Annotated in this window: 17 protein-coding genes; 13 read left to right on the forward strand and 4 right to left on the reverse strand. The window is 66.0% G+C overall.

Going from position 1 to position 20,456, the window contains the following annotated elements:
- Window positions 1–29 precede the first annotated feature (29 nt).
- The 11 genes from AC07OD_RS20105 (at window position 30) to AC07OD_RS20155 (ending at window position 14,987) form a co-directional block, all read left to right on the forward strand.
- The gene (locus AC07OD_RS20105; RefSeq protein ID WP_492245692.1) at window positions 30–710 is read left to right on the forward strand and encodes a carbonic anhydrase; all 681 of its coding nucleotides are present in this window, start codon (window positions 30–32) and stop codon (window positions 708–710) included.
- Window positions 711–806: 96 nt separating this feature from the next.
- Window positions 807–3,239, forward strand: coding sequence for an adenosylcobalamin-dependent ribonucleoside-diphosphate reductase (locus tag AC07OD_RS20110; RefSeq protein ID WP_494597867.1), 2,433 nt, complete (start codon window positions 807–809; stop codon window positions 3,237–3,239).
- Window positions 3,236–4,567 (forward strand): NnrS family protein, encoded by a 1,332-nt coding sequence (locus tag AC07OD_RS20115; protein ID WP_494597868.1) that lies wholly within the window; start codon window positions 3,236–3,238, stop codon window positions 4,565–4,567. Before AC07OD_RS20110 ends, AC07OD_RS20115 begins: the two co-directional genes overlap by 4 nt.
- Before the next feature lie 22 nt (window positions 4,568–4,589).
- The gene (locus tag AC07OD_RS20120) at window positions 4,590–5,285 is read left to right on the forward strand and encodes a nitroreductase family protein (protein ID WP_494597869.1); all 696 of its coding nucleotides are present in this window, start codon (window positions 4,590–4,592) and stop codon (window positions 5,283–5,285) included.
- A 49-nt stretch (window positions 5,286–5,334) separates the two neighbouring features.
- On the forward strand, window positions 5,335–5,748 hold the full coding sequence (locus AC07OD_RS20125; RefSeq protein WP_492254477.1) for a ribonucleotide reductase subunit alpha: 414 nt from the start codon (window positions 5,335–5,337) through the stop codon (window positions 5,746–5,748).
- A gap of 7 nt (window positions 5,749–5,755) precedes the next feature.
- A complete protein-coding gene (locus AC07OD_RS20130; protein WP_494597870.1) occupies window positions 5,756–6,313 on the forward strand; it encodes a hemerythrin domain-containing protein in 558 nt (185 codons plus the stop codon).
- Between the two features lie 224 nt (window positions 6,314–6,537).
- Window positions 6,538–8,754 (forward strand): O-linked N-acetylglucosamine transferase, SPINDLY family protein, encoded by a 2,217-nt coding sequence (locus AC07OD_RS20135; protein ID WP_494597871.1) that lies wholly within the window; start codon window positions 6,538–6,540, stop codon window positions 8,752–8,754.
- A gap of 97 nt (window positions 8,755–8,851) precedes the next feature.
- Window positions 8,852–10,252 carry a UDP-glucose dehydrogenase family protein gene (locus AC07OD_RS20140; RefSeq protein WP_494597872.1) on the forward strand — a complete coding sequence of 467 codons (1,401 nt, stop codon included), beginning with the start codon at window positions 8,852–8,854 and terminating at the stop codon, window positions 10,250–10,252.
- The gene (locus AC07OD_RS20145; RefSeq protein ID WP_218341378.1) at window positions 10,249–11,199 is read left to right on the forward strand and encodes a UDP-glucuronic acid decarboxylase family protein; all 951 of its coding nucleotides are present in this window, start codon (window positions 10,249–10,251) and stop codon (window positions 11,197–11,199) included. The genes AC07OD_RS20140 and AC07OD_RS20145 overlap by 4 nt, the downstream gene beginning before the upstream one ends.
- A 161-nt stretch (window positions 11,200–11,360) precedes the next feature.
- On the forward strand, window positions 11,361–12,422 hold the full coding sequence (locus AC07OD_RS20150; protein ID WP_494597873.1) for an AbrB family transcriptional regulator: 1,062 nt from the start codon (window positions 11,361–11,363) through the stop codon (window positions 12,420–12,422).
- Between the two features lie 135 nt (window positions 12,423–12,557).
- Complete coding sequence (locus AC07OD_RS20155) at window positions 12,558–14,987, forward strand: tetratricopeptide repeat protein (RefSeq protein ID WP_494597874.1); 2,430 nt, start codon at window positions 12,558–12,560, stop codon at window positions 14,985–14,987.
- Between the two features lie 46 nt (window positions 14,988–15,033).
- Here the strand turns inward: AC07OD_RS20155 and AC07OD_RS20160 are convergent, their stop codons facing one another.
- The 3 genes from AC07OD_RS20160 to AC07OD_RS20170 form a co-directional block, all read right to left on the reverse strand.
- Window positions 15,034–15,333 (reverse strand): BTH_I0359 family protein, encoded by a 300-nt coding sequence (locus AC07OD_RS20160; RefSeq protein WP_010462989.1) that lies wholly within the window; start codon window positions 15,331–15,333, stop codon window positions 15,034–15,036.
- Window positions 15,334–15,664: 331 nt separating this feature from the next.
- Window positions 15,665–16,825, reverse strand: a complete 1,161-nt coding sequence (locus AC07OD_RS20165) for a DUF3108 domain-containing protein (protein WP_494597875.1) — start codon at window positions 16,823–16,825, stop codon at window positions 15,665–15,667.
- Between the two features lie 27 nt (window positions 16,826–16,852).
- Entirely contained in the window at window positions 16,853–17,635 is a 783-nt protein-coding gene (locus AC07OD_RS20170; protein WP_218297295.1) for an IclR family transcriptional regulator, read from the reverse strand.
- Window positions 17,636–17,738: 103 nt separating this feature from the next.
- Here AC07OD_RS20170 and AC07OD_RS20175 point away from each other — a divergent pair, with 103 nt between their 5' ends.
- Together AC07OD_RS20175 and AC07OD_RS20180 are read left to right on the forward strand one after the other, a co-directional pair.
- Window positions 17,739–18,746 (forward strand): fumarylacetoacetate hydrolase family protein, encoded by a 1,008-nt coding sequence (locus AC07OD_RS20175; protein ID WP_494597876.1) that lies wholly within the window; start codon window positions 17,739–17,741, stop codon window positions 18,744–18,746.
- Between the two features lie 206 nt (window positions 18,747–18,952).
- Window positions 18,953–19,930 (forward strand): Bug family tripartite tricarboxylate transporter substrate binding protein, encoded by a 978-nt coding sequence (locus tag AC07OD_RS20180; RefSeq protein WP_218297293.1) that lies wholly within the window; start codon window positions 18,953–18,955, stop codon window positions 19,928–19,930.
- 109 nt (window positions 19,931–20,039) lie between these two features.
- On the opposite strand, the gene AC07OD_RS20185 is transcribed toward AC07OD_RS20180, so the two are convergent.
- Window positions 20,040–20,453 (reverse strand): VOC family protein, encoded by a 414-nt coding sequence (locus tag AC07OD_RS20185; protein ID WP_218297292.1) that lies wholly within the window; start codon window positions 20,451–20,453, stop codon window positions 20,040–20,042.
- Window positions 20,454–20,456 lie beyond the last annotated feature (3 nt).

Raw genomic sequence — 20,456 nt, forward strand, 5'->3', positions numbered from 1 at the left:
TGCACCGCACGCCACCCGATTGCCTGCCCATGCCCGACGAGCTGCTTGATCGCCTGCGCCGTTTCCACAACGACGCCTTTCCCCAGTACCGCGAGCAGTTCCAGGCGCTGGTGGACGAAGGGCAGCACCCGACCACCCTGTTCATCGGCTGCTCCGACTCGCGCCTGGTGCCCTACCTGCTCACGGGCGCGGGCCCGGGGGAGCTTTTCCTGGTGCGCAACGTGGGTGCCTTCATCCCGCCGTATGACGGATCTCATGGCCACCATGGCACCACGGCGGCCATCGAGTTCGCGGTGCTCAACCTGCAGGTGCGCCGCATCGTGGTGTGCGGCCACAGTCACTGTGGGGCTATCAAGGCGATGTATGGTGAGGTTTCGCCCGAAGCGCCCAACCTGAGCCGCTGGCTGGACCTGGGGCGCGAGGCCCTGCTGCCGATGCAGGCTGGCCCCGAGGTGCTGCGCCGCACCGAGCAGCGCGCGGTGGTGCTGCAGCTCGAACGCCTCATGGAGTACCCCATGGTGCGCAGCCGCGTGCAGTCGGGCCAGATCAGCCTGCACGGCTGGCACTATGTGATCGAGGAAGGAGAAGTCCATGTGTTTGATGTCAAGACGGGCGGTTTTGTGCCGGCCTCGCGGGCGGACAACAGCGGAACCGGTCCTTACCATCCGTACGTGGAGCATGATGGGCAGGTTCTTCTGGACGAGCTTTGACCTTGTCGGGCATGCTCGTGGCAGATCCGCGAGGAATGAGTCCCTCTTGATGGAACGCAAGACCTCACTGGCGTGAAACCCAAATCATCGGCCCCCATGAAACGCGAACCCCAGCCCCCCCTCAAGCCCACCTCGTCCCTGCAGCCCATCAGCCTGGATGTGCTGCGTGAGAAATACCTCAAACCCGGGGAAACCACCGCCGACGAGCTGTACCAGCGCGTGGCGCGGGCCCTGGCCTCGGTCGAAAAACCAGAACTCCGCGAAAAGTACGAAACCCTGTTCCTGGCCAACCTGAAGGCGGGCGCCATCGGGGCGGGCCGCATCATGAGCGCGGCGGGCACCGACATCCAGGCGACGCTCATCAACTGCTTCGTGCAGCCCGTGGGCGATTGCATCCAGGGTGTGGACGACGAGGGTTTCCCGGGCATCTACGAGGCGCTGCGCGAGGCAGCGGAAACCATGCGCCGGGGCGGCGGCGTGGGCTACGACTTCTCGCGCATCCGGCCCAAGGGCGCGCAGGTCAAGGGCACCGCGTCCATGGCCTCGGGGCCGTGCAGCTACATGAACGTGTTCGACCAGTCGTGCTCCACCGTGGAGAGCGCGGGCGCGCGCCGGGGCGCGCAGATGGGTGTGCTGCGCATCGACCACCCGGATGTGCACGAATTCATCACGGCCAAGCGCACGCCGGGGCGCTGGAACAACTTCAATGTGTCGGTGGGGGTGTCCGACGAGTTCATCCATGCCGTGCAGAACAGCGCGCCGTGGGAGCTGGTGCACAAGGCACGCCCCGGCACTGCCCTGCTGGCCCAGGGAGCCCGCCAGCGCGCCGATGGCCAGTGGGTCTACGCCACGGTGCCCGCGCGCGAGCTGTGGGACACGATCATGAAGTCGGCCTATGACTTCGCCGAGCCCGGCATCCTGTTCCTGGGCCGCATCAACGAAGACAATAACCTGCACTATTGCGAAGACATCGCGGCCACCAACCCCTGTGGCGAGCAGCCGCTGCCGTCGTACGGGTGCTGCGACCTCGGCCCCATCATCCTGACCCGCTTTGTGCGCCATCCCTTCGGTTTCGGGGGCGTGGCCGCGTTTGATTTCGATGCGTTCACGAAGGCCGTGGCGCTGCAGGTGCGCGCGCTGGACAACGTGCTCGATGTGACCTACTGGCCGCTTCCGCAGCAGCGCGACGAGGCCATGGCCAAGCGGCGCATCGGCGTGGGCTTCACCGGCATGGGCAACACGCTGGCCATGCTGTGCCTGCGCTACGACCTGCCCGAGGGCCGCACCATGGCCGCGCGCATCGCCGAGTGCATGCGCGATGCCGCCTATGCCGCCTCGGTGGACCTGGCGCGCGAGAAAGGGGTGTTCCCCAAGTTCCAGGCCGAGCCCTACCTGTCGGAGGGCACGTTCGCCAGCCGCCTGCCCGATTCGCTCAAGGCCGCCATCCGCCAGCACGGCATCCGCAACAGCCACCTGCTGTCCATCGCCCCCACGGGCACCGTGAGCCTGGCCTTTGCCGACAACGCCTCCAACGGCATCGAGCCTCCTTTCTCGTGGATGTACAAGCGCAAGAAGCGCGAGTCCGACGGCAGCACCTCGGAGTACGCTGTCGAGGACCACGCCTGGCGGCTGTACCGCGAGCTGGGCGGCGATGTGGAGGCGTTGCCGGACTACTTCGTCTCGGCGCTGGCCATGCCGGCTGAAGGCCACATTGCGATGATGGAGGCCGTGCAGCCCTTTGTGGACACGGCTATTTCGAAGACGGTGAACATCCCGGCCGACTATCCCTACGAAGGTTTCAAGGACCTGTACCTGCAGGCCTGGCGCGCCAGGCTCAAGGGCCTGGCCACCTACCGGCCCAATGCCATCCTGGGATCGGTGCTGGAAACCCACGCCGCGCCTGAACCAGCATCTGTAGCACCCCCCGCACCTGCGGTGGACCCCATGCGTACCGTGATCGAAAGCCGCCCCCAAGGCGGCCTTTCGGCCGTGGCCGAAAAGCTCGAGTACTGGACGCAGGAAGGCCACAAGACGCTGTACCTCATTGTGTCGTTCCTGCCCGTGCCCACGGGGGTTGGCAACGGCACGGTGGACCGCGCCATCGAGTTCTTCATGCCCGTGGGCCAGAGCGGTGAATCGCAGCAGTGGATCACCTCCAGCATGCGCATGCTGTCGCTGGCGGCGCGCGGCGGCTTCCTGGAGCGGGCGCTGTCCGACATGCGCAAGGTGGCCTGGGACCGGGGCCCGGTGCGCCTGGGGCAGCACCGCAAGGACGATGGCACCCTGGTGCCCATGTGGCACGACTCCGAAGTGGCGGCCATGGCCTATGCCATCCAGAACATCCTGGCGCGCCGCGTGGCCGACCCCGTGCAGCAGCAGCTGCCCCTGGACGAACCCGCGCCGCCGCCGGTGGCCGTGCCGCAGGCCATGGCGGGCAAGAAGTGCAGCGAATGCGGCGCCCACGCCGTGATCCGCAAGGACGGCTGCGACTACTGCACGCAGTGTGGACACCTGGGGACCTGTGGGTGACCTCCCGGCCGGTCATTCCCGTGCGCCCCGCGGCGGGAAAACCGTCGCCTGAGGTGCTGGCCGCGCTGGACACGCGGTGGCGCTGGCGCTACCTCATGCTGGCACCGCACCGGCTGGGTTTCTTCCTGGCCATGGTGGTGCTGGTGGCGTCGGGGGGATGGTGGGCGCTGGTGCAGGTGGCCAGGTCCACCGGCTGGTGGGGCCTTTACTATGCGCTGTCCCCCACGCTCGTGCATTCGGTCGTGATGGCATTCGGCTTCATCCCGCTGTTCTTTGCGGGTTTCCTGTTCACGGCCGGCCCCAAATGGCTCGGGGTGGCGCCCCTGCCGGCGCAGGCGCTGCGCGCACCCCTGGTGGCGCAGGCCGCGGGCTGGCTGCTGTGGCTGGCGGGCGCGCATTGGCGCATTGGCGCGGCCCTCGCGGGGCTGGCGCTGGCGGCCGTTGGCCTGGTGTGGATGTCGGCGCTGTTCTGGGGCCGTGTGCGCCAGAGCCAGGCGCAGGACCAATTGCATGCGCGTGTCGTCGCGGGCGCCTGCGCGCTGGGCTGCCTCAGCCTCGCGGGCCTGTGGCTGAGCCTTGCCGTGGGAACACATGCGCTCGCCCGCGCCTGGGTGTTCACCGGCCTGTGGGGGTTTGTCGTCGTGGTCTACGTCACGGTGGCGCACCGCATGATCCCCTTCTTCACCTCCAGCGCCATGCCCATGGTGCAGGCGTGGCGGCCCTTCTGGGTGCTGTGGCTCATGCTCGCCGCCGCGCTGCTGCAGGTGCTCGCCGCCTGGCTGGAGTGGGCCGGGCTGCCCGCCACCCAGGCGGGGCCCGCCTGGACGCTGGTGCACGGCACGCTGCAGCTGGTGGTGGGGGGCGTGCTGGTCTGGCTGGCCTGCGTGTGGGGGCTGGTGCAAAGCCTCAGGAACCGGCTGCTGGCGATGCTGCACATCGGATTTCTGTGGCTGGGGCTGGCTTTCGTGCTCGGAGGCCTGTCGCAGTGGCTGGCCTGGGGCTTTGGCCTGGGAACGCTGGGCCTGGGCGCGCTGCACGCGCTGACCATGGGCTGCCTGGCGTCGCTGATGCTGGCCATGGTGACGCGGGTGTCGTGCGGGCACAGTGGCCGGGCTCTGGTCGCCGACCGCATCGCGTGGTCGCTGTTCTGGCTGCTGCAGGCGGCCACGGTGCTGCGCATCGCGTCGGCGGTGCCGGGTGTTTTCGGTATCGCGTGGGCCTGGCTGCTGCCGCTGGCAGCGTGCCTGTGGGCCGTCACCATGGGCGTGTGGGGCGTCCGGCTGGGCCGGTGGTATGGCCGGGTGCGGGCCGATGGCCGTCCGGGCTGAAGCACCTTTTCAAGGATATTCCATGGCTGTCATTCCCTGGCCTTTGAACCACACGCCCCGGCCCGTGCCCCCTGCGGCGCATGGCGCTGCACGCGCGGCCGCCGCGCCGGAGGATGTCGCCGCCATGGCCGCGGCGCTGATCCAGTCGCGCCAGACCATCCTGCCCAAGCGGCTGGCCGCCCCGGGGCCGAGTGCCCTGGAACTGGCGCAGATCCTCAACGCCGCGTCCCACGCACCGGACCACGGCCAGCTGGTGCCGTGGCGCTTCGTGCTGGTGCCCGAGGCAGCGCGCCCGGCGCTGGCCGATGTGTTTGCCCAGGCCCTGCGTGAGCGCGATCCCGCAGCCACGCTGGCGCAGGCCGAGCAGGCGCGCGAGAAGGCCTACCGGGCACCGGTGCTGATGCTGGTGGTGGTGAACGGGCAATGCGGCGACCCCGGCATCGACCTGTCCGAGCGCCTGGTTTCCGCGGGATGCGCGGTGCAGAACATGCTGCTCATGGCCACAGCGCAGGGGTATGGGTCGGCGCTCACGAGCGGCAAGGCCCTCACGTCGGGCGGGCTGCGGGGGCTGTTCCAGCTGGCCCCCTGGGAGCAGGCGCTGTGTTTTGTCAGCATCGGGACCGTGCAGTCGCGCAAGGCCGCGCGTGCCCGGCCCGCGGCGGACAGCTATGTGAGCACGCTCGACGCACAGCAGGGCGTGGTGCTGCCCGGCTTCTGAAGCGGGGCGCGCCCGGCGATTCCTTTCCTTTCATTTCATAGAAACCTTCATGGACATTTCCAGTTTTGACGACCTGCTGCAGGCTGCGCGCCTGCAGCCCGAGCCCCAGCGCCTCCTGTTCGTGTTTGCCGCGGTGGAGCTGCCGGACGACGCCAGCCCGGCCCAGCGTGCCCGCTTCGAAGCGGGGCAGGGCGGAGCCCTGGTGCCGCTGATGTGCGTGGACAAGGCGCCGCAGGAGCTGCCTTCGTTCAGTGCGCTGGTGGAAGAGGCCAGCCAGTTCAGCGCCCCGGGCCATGACTGGGCCATGGTGTTCGCAGCAGCCCTGTCGGGCACGCTGGACAAGGCACCCACCAGTGCGGATGCCCAGGCGCCCCTGCAACGCATGGTCGATGCGATCAAGGGTGGGTCCCATGGGGCGTATATACCCTTCGACCGGCAGGGACAGCCCGTCCGGTTCGGCTGAGGCGCAGATGGCCTGGCCCGCCCCATCCGCCCGCCATATCCCCGGTTTCAGCGCGCCGGCCGTCGGGTTCGAGCAACCCTTCGCCATGCTGGAGGCCTGCCATGAGCGCGTGCAGCGTTCGCTGGCCTTGCTGGGCCGCCTGCGCGCCCATGTGCGCCTGCAGGGTGCCGACGAGAGCGCCCGCCAGGCGGCGCGCGACGTGCTGCGGTATTTCGACATCGCCGCACCGCTGCACCATGAAGACGAGGAACTCCACGTCTTCCCGCTGCTGCTCGCCCAGGCCGAGCCCGGGGTCCTGGCGCTGGTGCGCAGCCTGCAGGACGACCATGTCCGCATGGTGGCGGACTGGGCTGCAGCACGGGTTGCGCTGCAGGCGCTGGAACAAGGAGCCATCCAGGGATTCGCGGAATCGGAGGAGGCGCTCCTTGATCGATTTGCGGACCGCTATGCAGGCCATATCCGCCGCGAGGAGCAGGAAGCCTACCCGGCGGCGCTGCACCTGCTGGAGCCCGCTGCGCTGGACGGGATGGGGCGGGAGATGGCGCGCCGCCGCGGCGCTGCCTGACACGGTGGTGCCCTCTGCAGCGCCCCCGTGTGCCGTGATTGAGCCGGGTGCCGCAGTACCCGTGTTCCGGAACGGTTGACTAGACGGAGCGAGCGGAGCCTTGCCCCCGGAGCCTCTCAGGTCCAGAGGCCGATGGCACCCGGGTGGAGGGCGGATCGGGACTGGAGCCGTGCAGGTGTTTACCATCACGGGATGTCACTCTCTCATCTGCACCGGGACGCACCTTGACCGACGCAAAGAAACCCCATTTTGGCCAGCCCTTCAAGGTGGGCTCCCTATCTTCCACACCGCCTGGTTTCAAGTTCGGAATCAACTACGGCACGGGCCTGGTGTCGGGCAATAGAGTCGCCCCTGAGCCAGCCCTCCCCGATGACGCGACAGCTTGCAACACGCGGGGAAATGACTGGCTGCTGTCCAACCGGACTGCCGACGCCATTCGTGCCTACGACCGGGCCATCGCACTCAAGCCCGATTACGTCGATCCGTACTTCAACCGCGGCAACGCCCTGCTGCGCCTGCAGCGCAACGAAGAGGCCTTGGCCTCATTCGACCAGGTCATCGCGCTTTCGCCGGGGTTGGTGCTGGCGCACTACAACCGCGGAACCGTCCTGCAAACGCTGGGCCGGTTGCCGGAGGCCATGGAAAGCTACCGCCGCGTGCTGGCGATGGAGCCCGGGAATGCGCAGGCGCGTTTCAATCTGGGCTGCGTGCACCTGCAGATGAAGCAGTTTGGAGAAGCCCTGGAATGCATGGACGAAGTGATAGCGCGCGCACCCGAGATACCGGAGCCGCACAACAATCGGGGCACGGCCTTGCTTCGGTTGGGGCGTTATGCCGAAGCAGTTGCCAGCTTCAGCCGGGCACTGGCCCTCCAGCCTCAGTACGCAGAGGCATACAACAACCGGGGCGAGGCGCAACTGCAACTGAGAAACCTGGAAAACGCGCTGGCGGATGTCCGCCGCGCGGTCGAGCTTCGGCCCCAGCAAGGGGAGTCCAGATTCCTCATGGGCAGGCTTCTGCGGGAGATGAAGCGGTATGACGAAGCATTGCAGCAGTTGTACCTGGCTCAGCGCCTGTCTGCCCCGATTCCTGTGCTGCAGTGCGAAATCGCCACGGCGAAGGTGAATGGTTGCATTTGGCAGGGTCTGGAGGAGGAGATCCTTCAGCTGCAGCAGGCAGTCACACACCAGAAGCACGCGCTGGAGCCGTTCATTGCGTTGTCATTGTTCGATGTGCCCGCGCTTCACAAGGAGACGGCGCGGCTCCAGGCCGAGCGCGAGCTTCCTGCTCCGGCACTGGGCGCCATTCCTGCACGTGCAAGGCACGGAAAAATCCGCGTGGGGTACTACTCGGCAGATTTTCGAGATCACCCCATGGCGCACCTGATCGCCGAGCTCTTTGAGGTGCATGACCGCGAGCGGTTCGAGTGGTTCGCCTTCTCCGTGGGGCCTGACGTACAGGATAGGATGCGCCAGCGCGTGGCGGCGGCGTTTGATCATTTTCTGGATGTCCGTGAGCGCAGTGATATCGAGATCGCCCGTCTCTCTCGGGAACTCGGTATCGATATCGCCATTGACCTGATGGGTTTTACCATGGCGAGCCGGTTGGGTTGCTTTTCCCACCGGTGTGCCCCTGTCCAGGCCAGCTATATGGGCTATCCGGGTACCACCGGGGCCGACTGCATGGACTACGTGATTGCCGACAAGGTGGTGATCCCGCCTCAATCCCAGGCCCATTTCACTGAAAAAGTGGTCTACCTTCCCCACAGCTACCAGGTCAACGATTCGCGGCGCAAGATTGCGGAGCGCGAATTTACTCGCGAGGAGGTGGGTCTGCCAGCCAGCGGGTTTGTCTTTTGCTGCTTCAACAACAATTTCAAGATCATGCCACCCACTTTCGGCGGCTGGATGCGCATCCTCCACGCTGTCGAAGGCAGCGTGCTGTGGCTGCTGGAAGACAACCCGACAGCCGCGCGGAACTTGCGGCGCGAGGCGCAGGCCCGGGGGATTTCCGCGGAGCGCCTGGTGTTTGCACCGCGCATGCCCATGGACCAGTATCTGGCGCGCTTGCGGCTGGCGGACCTGTTCCTGGACACCCTGCCCTACAACGCGCACACCACCGCCAGCGATGCTTTGTGGGCGGGGTTGCCGGTGTTGACATGCATGGGGGAGTCATTCGCGAGCCGCGTGGCTGCCAGTCTCTTGTGCGCCGTCGGACTGCCGGAACTCATCGCGCAGACCCAGGGCGATTTCGAGGCGCGGGCGATTGAGCTGGCCCGTGACCCCTCGCAGCTTGGGCATATTCGCGGCAAACTGCGCAGGGAGGGCCCTGTGTCGCCGCTGTTCGATGCCAGGCTCTTCGCACGCCATGTGGAATCGGCGTACACCACCATGTACGACCGCTTGTGCCAGGGTTTGCCTCCCGATGTGATCGAGGTGTGATGCTTCCTCCTTGGCAGCCCCGAGCAGCGGTGGCTGGCGCCGTCACGGGTGCGTACGCAGCGCGTGCCAATTCCACAACTTTGCTCTGACTCCAAAAATGAATCTCACCCTGTTCGGAACCGGTTATGTAGGGCTTGTCACCGGGGTGTGCCTTGCGGAACTGGGCAATGATGTCCTGTGCATCGACACGGATGCCGACAAGATTGCAGCCCTTCAGCGCGGAGAAGTGCCTATCTATGAGCCCGGGCTGCAGGAGCTGGTCGTCAGCAACTCCCGCGCGGGCCGGCTGGGGTTCTCCACCGACATGGCGCGCGGAGTGGCCCACGGGGATGTTCAGTTCATCGCGGTGGGCACTCCTTCTGCGGAGGACGGCAGTGCGGATCTGCGCCATGTATTCGATGTGGCTGGTGCCATTGCCACGCACATGACGGGCTTCAAGGTCATCGTCAACAAGTCGACGGTGCCCGTCGGCACGGGCGAAGCGGTGCACCGTGCTGTCGCCGCCACGCTGGCGCGACGCGGGGAAGGCGCGGACCCGGCCCCTGGCTACGCCGTGGTGTCCAATCCAGAATTCCTCAAGGAAGGCAGCGCGATCGAGGACTTCATGCGGCCCGACCGCATCATTCTCGGCTGCGGCGACACGCCGCAGGAGCTGCGGGCCGGCAACCTCATGCGTGAGTTGTACCGCCCGTTCGGGCATGGCCACGACCGCGTCATCTGCATGGACCGGCGCAGTGCCGAGTTCACCAAGTATGCGGCGAACGCCATGCTGGCCACGCGCATCAGTTTCATGAACGAGATGGCCAACCTGGCCGACCGGCTGGGTGTGGACATCGAACCCGTGCGCGTGGGTATCGGCGCGGATCCGCGCATTGGTGAGAGCTTTCTTTACCCGGGCGTGGGCTATGGCGGCAGCTGCTTTCCCAAGGATGTGACTGCGTTGCAGCGTATGGGCGAGGAGGTCGGGCTGCCGCTGCGATTGCTCGCGGCGGTGGCACAGGTCAACGATAGACAGAAGCGGCTGCTGGTGGACAAGCTCGCCCAGCGGCTCGGACCGGATCTTTCCGGCCGTCAGCTGGCGGTGTGGGGGCTTGCCTTCAAGCCCAATACCGATGACATGCGCGAGGCTTCCAGCCGGGTGCTGGTCCGTGAATTGCTGGAGCGCGGGGCGGTGCTTCGGGTCTTCGATCCGGTGGCCATGCAGGAGGCCCGCCGTTGCCTGGAGGAGGATCTGCGCGACCGGCCCGAACTGCTCGAACACATCAGCTATGCCCAGGATCCCATTGACGCCGCGCGCGGTGCAGACGCCTTGCTGATCGTGACCGAATGGCAGGTGTTTCGCAGTCCCAATTTCGATGCCCTGCGGGCGGCCCTGCGGCAGCCCCTTGTCGTGGACGGGCGCAATCTGTACGAGCCGCGCTCCATGCGGGCCCTGGGGTTCGACTATCTGACCGTGGGCCGCAGCGCTGCGGATGCACTCGGGGCCATGGCAGCATGACGACGGAAAAAAAAATCCTGGTCACGGGAGGCGCTGGCTTTCTTGGCTCCCATCTGTGCGAGCGCCTGCTGAAGGATGGCCATGCGGTGCTGTGCGTGGACGACTTCTCCACCGGCTTGGAAAAGAACATCGCCCACCTCCTGGCCTCGCCGCGGTTTCGTGTGCTTTGCCACGACGTCGTCCAGGCCCTGGATGCCGAAGTGGACGAGATCTACAACCTGGCCTGCCCCGCGTCGCCCGTGCACTACCAGTCCGATCCGCTGCGGACCCTGCGCACCAGCGTGCTGGGTGCCATGAATCTGCTGGAGCTGGCCCGCAAGTGCCATGCCGTGATTCTTCAGGCCTCGACGAGCGAGGTGTATGGCGACCCCGGCGTGCATCCGCAGCCTGAGTCCTATTGGGGCAACGTCAATCCCATCGGTGTGCGGGCCTGCTACGACGAGGGCAAGCGCTGCGCGGAGACCCTGTTCTTCGACTACCGGCGCCAGCATGGCGTGCGCACCAAGGTCGTGCGGCTGTTCAATACCTATGGCCCGCGCATGCGTCCGGATGACGGCCGGGTGGTCTCCAACTTCATCATCCAGGCGCTGCGCGGGGCGGATCTGACCGTTTACGGGGCGGGGACGCAGACCCGCAGCTTCTGCTACGTGGATGACCTCGTGGAAGCCCTGGTGCGCATGATGGCCACGCCGGACGAGGTGGCGGGACCGGTCAATCTGGGCAATCCAGGGGAGTTCACCGTCCTGGAACTCGCGCAGAAAATCCTCGCAGGGACGGGCTCGTCCGCGCGGATCACCTACCACCCGCTCCCGGGAGACGATCCCCGGCAGCGGCAGCCCGACATTTCGCTGGCGCGCCAGCTGCTGGGGGGGTGGGCCCCCCGCGTCGACATTGACGCGGGCTTGCGCCGGACCATTGCCTATTTCAAGGAGGCGGACGCCGGCTGAGCCCCGGGAGGCGGAGCCAGCGCGTGTCTGGCATCCGCCCCCGCTGTGCCATTCCGCGATGCCCCCCGTTCCATTTGGAACATGTCGAGGGGCAGGAGGTGCGGGTATGGTGCCCGCCGGGGTTTGGTCCTTTCCGATGCCGATACCGAGCCCCCGCTGCCATGAATCTGTTTCTCCGTATCCTCCTGACCCTGTTGCTCGCTCTGGCTTGCGCGATCGGCTGCGCAGCCCTTCACACCCCGCTGCCCTGGATGATCGGCCCGCTGCTGGCCACTTCGGTGGTGTCCATCGCTGGCGGGCCCACGGAAAGCTGGGGGCCCTTGCGCAATGCGGGGCAGTGGACCATTGGCGCCGCCTTGGGCCTGTACTTCACGCCCCAGGTCGTGGGACTGATTGGCGGGCTCTGGTGGGCCATCGCGCTGGGCATCGTGTGGGCGCTGTTCCTGGGCTGGCTGTTTGGCGCCTGGCTGTACAGGGTGCATGCGCCGCGCATGCACGGGGTGCCTGCGCCGATGCTGCGGGCCACGAGCTACTTCTCGGGGGCCATCGGTGCGGCATCCGAAATGACCCTGCTGTCCGAACGCGAGAACGCCCGCACCGACCTCGTGGCGGCCAGCCACAGCCTGCGGTTGCTGATCGTCACGGTCACGATCCCTTTCGCGCTGCAATGGAGCGGACTGCATGGCCTGGACATCCTGCCGCCCACGGCCCGGGTGGTGAGCGCACCCGGTCTGGCGCTGATGGCGCTGCTGACGGGGGCCGGGGCCCTGCTGATGGGCAGGCTGGGCCGGGCGAACCCGTGGTTCATGGGCGCGATGCTGGTGTCCATGGGGCTCACCATGGCAGGCATCACCCTGTCCGCCGTGCCCCAGGCGATGGTGAATGCGGCGCAACTGGTCATCGGCGTGAGCCTGGGGGTCCGCTTTCGTGCGGATTTTCTGCACACGGCGCCGCGCTGGCTCGTGTCGGTGGCGGTGGGCACCCTGGTGCTCATGGGGGTGTGCGCGTTGTTCGCGGCCTCGCTGGCCTGGGCGACAGGTCTGCCCTGGGTCACCCTGCTGCTGGGGACCTCGCCCGGAGGCATCACCGAGATGGCCATCACCGCCAAGGTGCTGCAGCTGGGCGTGCCGGTGGTCACGGCGTTCCAGGTGTGCCGGCTGATCGCGGTGCTGATGCTGGTGGACCCGCTGTACCGCAAAATCTACCCGTCCTCCGAGGCCTGATATGTGGCAGGGAGCGACTGCGTTGGGCGAGGCCGCGGCCGCGGCCGCGGCCTCCCGCACAATCAGAGTTCATGGCGATGCGTTCGCTTACACAACTATCTTGCGCGTGCCCTTGTATGGCCGCACTTTCTGATCATGAGCATCAAATACAACTTGGGTGGCCGCCCTCCACGGAGTCTCCAGACCCAGCAAACGGCATTGTTTGAGCAGGCCATACGTTTGCACCAGCAGGGGCAGTTGACACAAGCGAATCAAATGTATAACGCCATCCTGCAGGTCAATTCGCGCCATTTTGGAGCCTTGCACATGCTGGGCGTTTTGGCGTACCAGACGGGGCATCACCAGGCTGCATGCGATTTGATTGGTCAAGCGATTGAGCAGCAGCCGAGGGATCCCGCGCCCTATGTCAACTGCGGGCTTGCACTGGGTGCATTGGGACTGCGTGAAGAGGCACTGGCGCATTTTGATCGCGCCATTGCACTGCGCTCCGATTTTGCCGAGGCTCATGTCAACCGGGGAAAGACATTGGTTGAGCTTGGACGGGTTTCAGAGGCCCTCCAAAGCTACGATCTGGCTATCGCCGTCCAACCCCGAATGGCTACCGCCCACAACAACAAAGGAACCGCGCTTCGGGCGCTCGATCGGTTGGACGAGGCGTTGGCGTGCTACCAGCAGGCCTGGACATTGGACGGCAATTACGTCGATGCCCTGTTGAACCTTGCAACGTTGAATGCAGCACTAGGCCGCACCGATGAGGCGCTAGCTGGCTTCGACCGGTTGCTCGCACTGCAACCGCTACATGCTCAGGCCCACAACGGTAAAGGCGCCATCCTGGCCCAGAAGGAACAATGGGAGTTGGCGGTACCGCATTTTCAAGCAGCCATTCAGTCAGACGAAAAGCTGGTGCCAGCGTACAAGAACCTGGGGCAGGCATTACATGCGCTGGCCCGGTACGACCAAGCCGTGCCTGTGCTGCGAAAGGCTTCTGCGCTGCAACCCCATGACTTGGACATCCTTGCACTTCTGGCGGTGGTGCTGACCGACGCAGGGCTGTTTGCAGATGCGCTGGACATGTACGACTTGGCAATCCGGTTGGCTCCTGACAGGCCCGGCCTGTACTTTAACCGTGCGGGTCTCCACGTACGATTCAACAGACATGCAGAGGCTCTAGCAGACTTCCTGGCTGCGTCGGATATGCAGCCAGATAACCAGTATTTGTTCGGCTGGATTGTGAATAGCCGTGTTCATTCTTGCGACTGGAGTGAGCTATCTGCCGATTTGAAACGCTGCGAAGAAAGCATTCTTGCTGGTGAAAATAATGTGCCACCTTTTGTTGCGTTGTCGTTGTTTGATTCGCCCTCGCTGCAAATGCGAGCTGCTATTAATCGGGTGAAGGCGGATTTCCCAGAGAATCATTCTCTGGGTGCAATTCCTCAGCATGCGTCATCTGAAAAAATTCGCGTTGGCTACTATTCTGCTGATTTTTATGGTCATGCGACTGCATATCTCATGGCGGAGCTGTTTGAGGAGCATGATGGGCAGCATTTTGAATGGTTTGCATTTTCAAGCGGGCCAAATATCCATGATTCAATGCGAGAACGCTTGGTTGCCAGCTTCGATCATTTTATCGATGTGCGTGAGCACCGGGATGCTGATGTTGCCCGTATGTCAAGGGAGCTGGGCATAGACATTGCTGTCGATTTGAAAGGCTTCACTACAGACCAACGTTTTGGAGTTTTTTCTCATCGTTGTGCGCCCGTACAGGTTAGTTACCTGGGATATCCAGGAACGACAGGGGCACCATATATGGATTATGTGATGGCCGACAGGGTGGTCATTCCGGATGCCGAGAGGGAGTTTTTTTCTGAGAAGGTTGTGTACTTGCCGCACAGCTACCAAGTCAATGACGCGAAGCGAAGAATCAGTGACAGGGTATTCACTCGTGAGGAACTGGGGCTTCCAAGTGCGGGGTTCGTATTTTGTTGCTTCAACAATAATTACAAAATTCGCCCACTCGTTTTCGATAGCTGGATGCGTATCTTGCGCGCTGTACCAGGCAGTGTTCTGTGGCTTTTTGAAGGTAATGCCAGCGTAGTGACCAATTTGCGCGGTGAAGCGCAGGCGCGAGGTGTTGCTCCAGAGCGGCTGGTGTTCGCACCGCGCATGCCGTTGGATGAGCACTTGGCGCGCCATCGCTGCGCCGACCTGTTCCTGGACACGTTACCCTACAACGCCCACACGACAGCCAGCGATGCGCTGTGGGCGGAGCTCCCAGTGCTTACCTGCCAGGGCAGGTCGTTTGCTGCCCGCGTGGCGTCCAGCCTGCTCCATGCCGTGGGCATGCAGGAGTTAGTGACCCGGGACGCGGCCGAATACGAGGCCCTGGCAATTGCGCTGGCGCAGGACCCGGGGCGCTTGCAGGCGCTGCGCGCCAGACTGGCGGAGCAGAAAGTTGTCTCGCCACTATTTGATGCGCGGCAATTTGCGAGGCACCTGGAAGCGGCTTATACCGCGATGCATAGCCGACATGTACAAGGATTGATGCCAGACGGGATCCGCATTTGATCCGGCCACGAGGGGGGGAGAGGCTGCGCGGCCCTTCGCGCGCCGCTCAGTGCACGACCACCGGGTTCTGCGCCAGCCCCGCATAACGGTCCAGCGCGTCTTCCACTTCTTCCTGCGTGGGGGTGTCGCGCTGCCAGGCCAGGATCTGCTCCTGGAACATCTCGGCCCAGGAGCCGTCCAGGTACACCTCTTTGCCCGAACGCTTGTCCACGATTTCAAAGCCATGGCGTGCGAGCTGGGGAACGGCGGGGGCGGTGTCGTTGAGCGCCTGGGTGCTCTTTTTCTCCACGGCGTCGGGCAGCATGTGGACCACCACGAAGGATTCTGAGTCGTAGAGCATGTGCATCGTGTTCCCCTTGTCGATATAGATGTCAGATGACAGCGGGTTCGCAGAGTTCAAGGCCCAAGGCGGCTTCCGGGAAACGCTGGCAAGGTCGTAACGCCTTGTCCTACGGATCGGTGATCAGCGGAAGCCCGCTCTGGGCTTGGCTCTCTGCTGCGTTCCAGTATTTCATGAAAAAGCGGTGCGGCCGGGCTTCCGGGGGTTTTTTACCGGTCCGGAGCTCGGGTGGCGCTCGGGCGCAACACTTTGATGCTGGAGTGGGCGCCGCAGCCGCCTGCTGTGCCGTCTTCCCTCTTGCGCAGACCAGTTTCAACCGGCCTGCCGCGACCACGCCTCACGGCGCGCCACTGCTGCGCAGCAGCAGGTCGGCGAAGTCGCCGTTGGCCTGGGTCAGCTTGATGCGCACGGGCAGGTAGTTGAGGGCGGGGGCGACCCAGAGCTCGGCCTTCTGGTCGTAGTCCTTGCGGGGCAGGCGCAGCAGCTTCAGGGCGGGGGTGGGGCCGGCGGGCAGGTCCAGCGTTTCCGGGCCTTCGACGGTGAAGGTCCAGCGGTCTGCGGTACGGGCGCTCACAGTGGTGATGGTGACCTGCGTGCCGGGCACGAAGCGGCCCGGGTCGGCCGCCAGCATGGCACCCAGCTGGATGAACAGGCTCAGCCTGTCCTGTGCGCCCGGGCCGACGGCGGCCTCGGGTGTGTTGGCGCTGAAGGTCACCCGGCCCTTGGCATGGTCGAAATGCGCGGCCTGCTCGCTGCGGGATTTGTCGGAAAACTTCTCGGGCAGCAGGCCCTGGGCCGTGATGGCGCCCACGCTGCGCTGTGTGCGGCTGCCCACCAGGAAGGCGCTGACCTCCTGGCGTGCTTCGTAGCGGCTGCCGTCGTGCTGCCAGAGCAGCTCGGCGCGGGCGTTGTACGCGAACTTCTTGGCCTGCCCGCTCACGTCGAACGCCAGCCGCGTGGGGGCCGGAATGCGCACGGGCGGCGGCGGGGCACCCGCGCTGCGCGCTGTGCCGGAGCCCGGGGGCGCGATGTCGATTCCGGCGGCGGTGGTGGAGGTGGTTTCTTCCGCAGGCGGTGCCGAAGCCGCTGGTGCCGGTGCCTCGGCCTGGGGGGCTGATGCCGGGGTGGCCGCGTCTGGCGTGGCAACGTCGGCGGCTGGCGCGGCGGTGGCGGAGCTTGCGCTGGCCTCTGCACCCGCCACCTGCACGGAGGCCCCGGGCGCCGCAACCGGCGGATCTGCCGCGGCCGGGGAGGGGACGGGCGGCGCAGGTTTCCTGCGCACCACGGGCTTGGCCGCAGGCGGCGTTGGCGTGGGCGCGGCCACTGGAGCCGCGGTGGAGGCGGGCGCGGGCGGCGGGACTGCCACGCTGCGCGTGCTGAAGACGCGGCCCGCCGCTGGCTGCTGGGGGCTGTCCCACGCCAGGGGCACCCCTGTCAGCACCAGCCAGTGCAGGGCCAGTACCAGGGCGGTGATGAGAACCAGGGCGCGCCGTGGCATCTACAGCGATGCGTGCAGGAGGGGGCGTCAGGCGCTGCCGGCGCCCAGGTCGCTCGACAGCTGGGCGGCGGCCGCGCGCAGCGGAACGTCGATGGCGCCGTCCCATTCCGGGTCGAAGGTGGCGATGGAGCCCAGCGTGGTGATGCCCAGCTCCAGATGGCCGTCCGCGTCGAACACCGGTGCGCAGAACGCCACGATGCCGGGCAGAAGGGTGTCCACCACGCGGGCCGCGCCGCGCGTGCGCACCTCCGCCAGCAGTGCGTTCACCTCGGCCATTGTGGAGGGCAGGTCGGTGCGCCGCATCTTCACGGCGCGGGCCAGCTCGTCCTTGAGCAGCGGAGCCACCACGTCGGGCGCCATATGCGCCGCAAAGCAGCGGCCGGTGGCGGACGAGAGCAGCGGCATCACGTCGCCCAGGCGCAGGTTGGCGGTCACGGCCTGGGGCGATTCCTCCCAGTGCACGATGGTCGGGCCGTGGTTGCCCCACACGGCCAGCGCCAAGGTGTGGCCGATGCTTTCCATGAGTTCGGGCATGCGCTCGCGCGCTAGGCGCACGGCATCGAGCCGGGCCAGCGAGGCCAGCCCCAGCTTGAGGGCGGCGGGCCCCAGGTCGTAGCGCGCGGTGCGGCTGTCCTGCGTGACCAGGCCCAGGCGCTGAAAGCTCACCAGATACCGGTGCGCCTTGGCCGCGCTCATGCCGGCCGAGGCCGCCACATCCTTGAGCATCAGCGGTCCGCGCGAGCGTGTCAGCCCCTCCAGCAGGGCAAAACCCACCTCGACCGATTGAATTCCTGCACGTTCTTTGTCCATGTGCACTAAAATTTGCGAGTTTTGTTTAGTTAAATCAATTTACCCAAGCGTAATTCGTGCTGGGTGAAGACTTTCAACCCCTTGAGACAAAGGTCCTGCCACCATGAAACTCGCTACCTACAAAGACGGCTCGCGCGACGGCCAACTGGTTGTCGTCTCCCGCGACCTGGGCACAGCCCATTATGCGACCGGCATTGCCAGCAAGCTCCAGCAGGTGCTGGATGACTGGGGCTTCCTGTCGCCCCAGCTGCAGGACCTGTACGACCAGCTCAACAGCGGCCGCGCGCGCCACGCCTTTCCCTTCGACCCCGCCCAGTGCATGGCCCCGCTGCCCCGCGCCTACCAGTGGGCGGACGGTTCGGCCTACATCAACCACGTCGAACTGGTGCGAAAAGCGCGCAACTCCGAGGTGCCCGAAAGCTTCTACACCGACCCGCTGATGTACCAGGGCGGCAGCGACGACTTCATCGGCCCCTGCGATGAGGTGGTGGTGCCCAGCGAGGCCATGGGCATCGACTTCGAGGCCGAGATCGCCGTGGTGACCGGCGACGTGAAGATGGGCGCCACCGCCGACCAGGCGCTGGACGGCATCCGCCTGGTGATGATCGCCAACGACGTGAGCCTGCGCAACCTGATCCCGGCCGAGCTGGCCAAGGGTTTTGGCTTCTTCCAGAGCAAGCCCGCCACCGCGTTCGGCCCCGTGGCCGTGACGCTGGACGAGCTGGGCGAAGCCTGGGACCACGGCCGCGTGAACCTCACGGTGCAGTCCACCTGGAACGGCCGCAAGGTCGGCATGTGCGACGCCGGCCCCGAGATGACTTTTCACTTCGGCCAGCTGATCGCCCACGTGGCCAAGACGCGCAACCTGCGCGCCGGCTCCATCATCGGCAGCGGCACCGTGAGCAACAAGGGCGTGACCGACGCCAGCGGCCGTACCGAATGGCCCAAGGGCTACAGTTGCATCGCCGAAAAGCGCTGCATCGAGACCATCCAGGACGGCAAACCCAGCACCGAGTTCATGAAGTTCGGCGACACCATCCGCATCGAGGTCAAGAGCAAGGACGGCGCCAGCATCTTCGGCGCGATCGACCAGACCATTGCAGCCCCCTGAGTCGCCTTCGGGGCCTTCCACTTCAGGGGGACGCCACCAGTGGCCTGGCGGAGCCAGTTCCACGGTGGCACTGGCCTGAGGATGTGCCCGTTTCATGCGCCGTGCGCTGAACGTGTGGCATAGAGATTTTTAAGCCAAAATGGCCTCTAGCGCTTGATATATAAGCGCAAGCAGCTATCAATTGAATAGTAAAAGGAGACAGCCCCATGCACCGCAGAACCCTCTTGACCGCCCTGGCCGCCGCAGGCGCCACCTCCGCCGCCCCCTGGGCCGCCGCCCAGTCCGCGTGGCCCGACCAGCCCTTGCGCTGGGTGGTGCCGTACCCGGCCGGCGGCGGCACCGACGTGCTGGCGCGCACCGTGGCCGAGGCCATGCGCCAGACCCTGGGCCAGCAGATCATCGTGGACAACCGTCCCGGCGCGTCCACCAACATCGGCGCGCAGCTGGTGGCCACGGCCAAGCCCGACGGCAACACCTTCATGTCGGCCGACAACGCCGTGCTGGCCTACAACGAGCACCTGTTCACCAAGCTGCCGTTCAATCCCGAGAAGGACTTCACCTACGTGGGCGGCATCAGCCGCTTTCCGCTGGCGCTGGTGGTGCACCCGGCGTTCGAAGCGAAGACGGTCAAGGAATTCCTGGCCTACGCGCGCGCCAACCCCGGCAAGCTCAACTACGCATCGCCCGGCAACGGCTCGCCGCACCACCTGGCGATGGAGATGTTCAAGAACCGCACCAAGACCTTCCTCACGCACATCCCCTACCGGGGCGCGGCGCCCGCGCTGCAGGACGTGATGGGCGGGCAGGTGCCCTGCATGTTCCTGGACCTGGCCGCCGGCCTGCCCGTGATCACCTCGGGCAAGGTGCGCGCGCTGGCCATCGGCTCGGCCAAGCGCGTGGCCGCATTGCCCGACGTGCCCACGCTGGCCGAAGCCGGTGTGCCCAACACCGAGGTGTTTGCGTTCCAGGGCATCCTGGCGCCCGCCGGTCTGCCCGCGGCCATCACGGCGCGCCTGAACGGCGACCTGAACAAGGCCCTGCTCAACCCCGCTGTGGTCAAGCGCATGAACGACTTCGGCATGGAAGCCCTGCCCGGTACGCCCGAGCAGTTCCGCGCCATGGCACGGGCCGAGTCCAAGCGCTGGGGCGAGATCATCAAGGCGGCGGGCGTGAAGCTGGACTGATCCCTCAGCACCTCGGTGCACGGAACGGTGCACTGGGTGGCCGCCTGGCCTTGACAGGCCTCTCCACCCCATCAGCCTGGCAGGCCGCTGGCCCCAGCAGGCCCATCGACTATTCAGGCAGGTGGCACACCGCCTCGATGTTGTTGCCCTCGGGGTCGATGACAAACGCGCCGTAGTAGTGGGGGTGGTAGTCGGGCCGCAGGCCCGGGGCGCCGTTGTCTTGGCCCCCGGCTTCGACGGCGGCGCGGTAGAAGGCATCGACCTGGGCCCGCGTGGCGGCCCGCCACGCCAGGTGGCAGCCCGTGGTGGCGGGCGGGCCGCCGTAGGGCGAGGGGCCGTCGATGAACCACACATCCGCCTTCTTGCCGTCGGGCTCGGACGGAGCCGGGTAGGCATAGCCCAGCATGTTGGAGCCGTAGTTGCCTTCAAAACACAGGCTGTAGCCCAAAGGCGTGAGGACTGCGGTGTAGAACGCCTTGGTGCGGGCGATGTCGGTGACGCGGAAGGTCATGTGGTCCAGCATGGG

The sequence above is a fragment of the Acidovorax sp. GW821-FHT10E03 genome, from assembly GCF_059415205.1.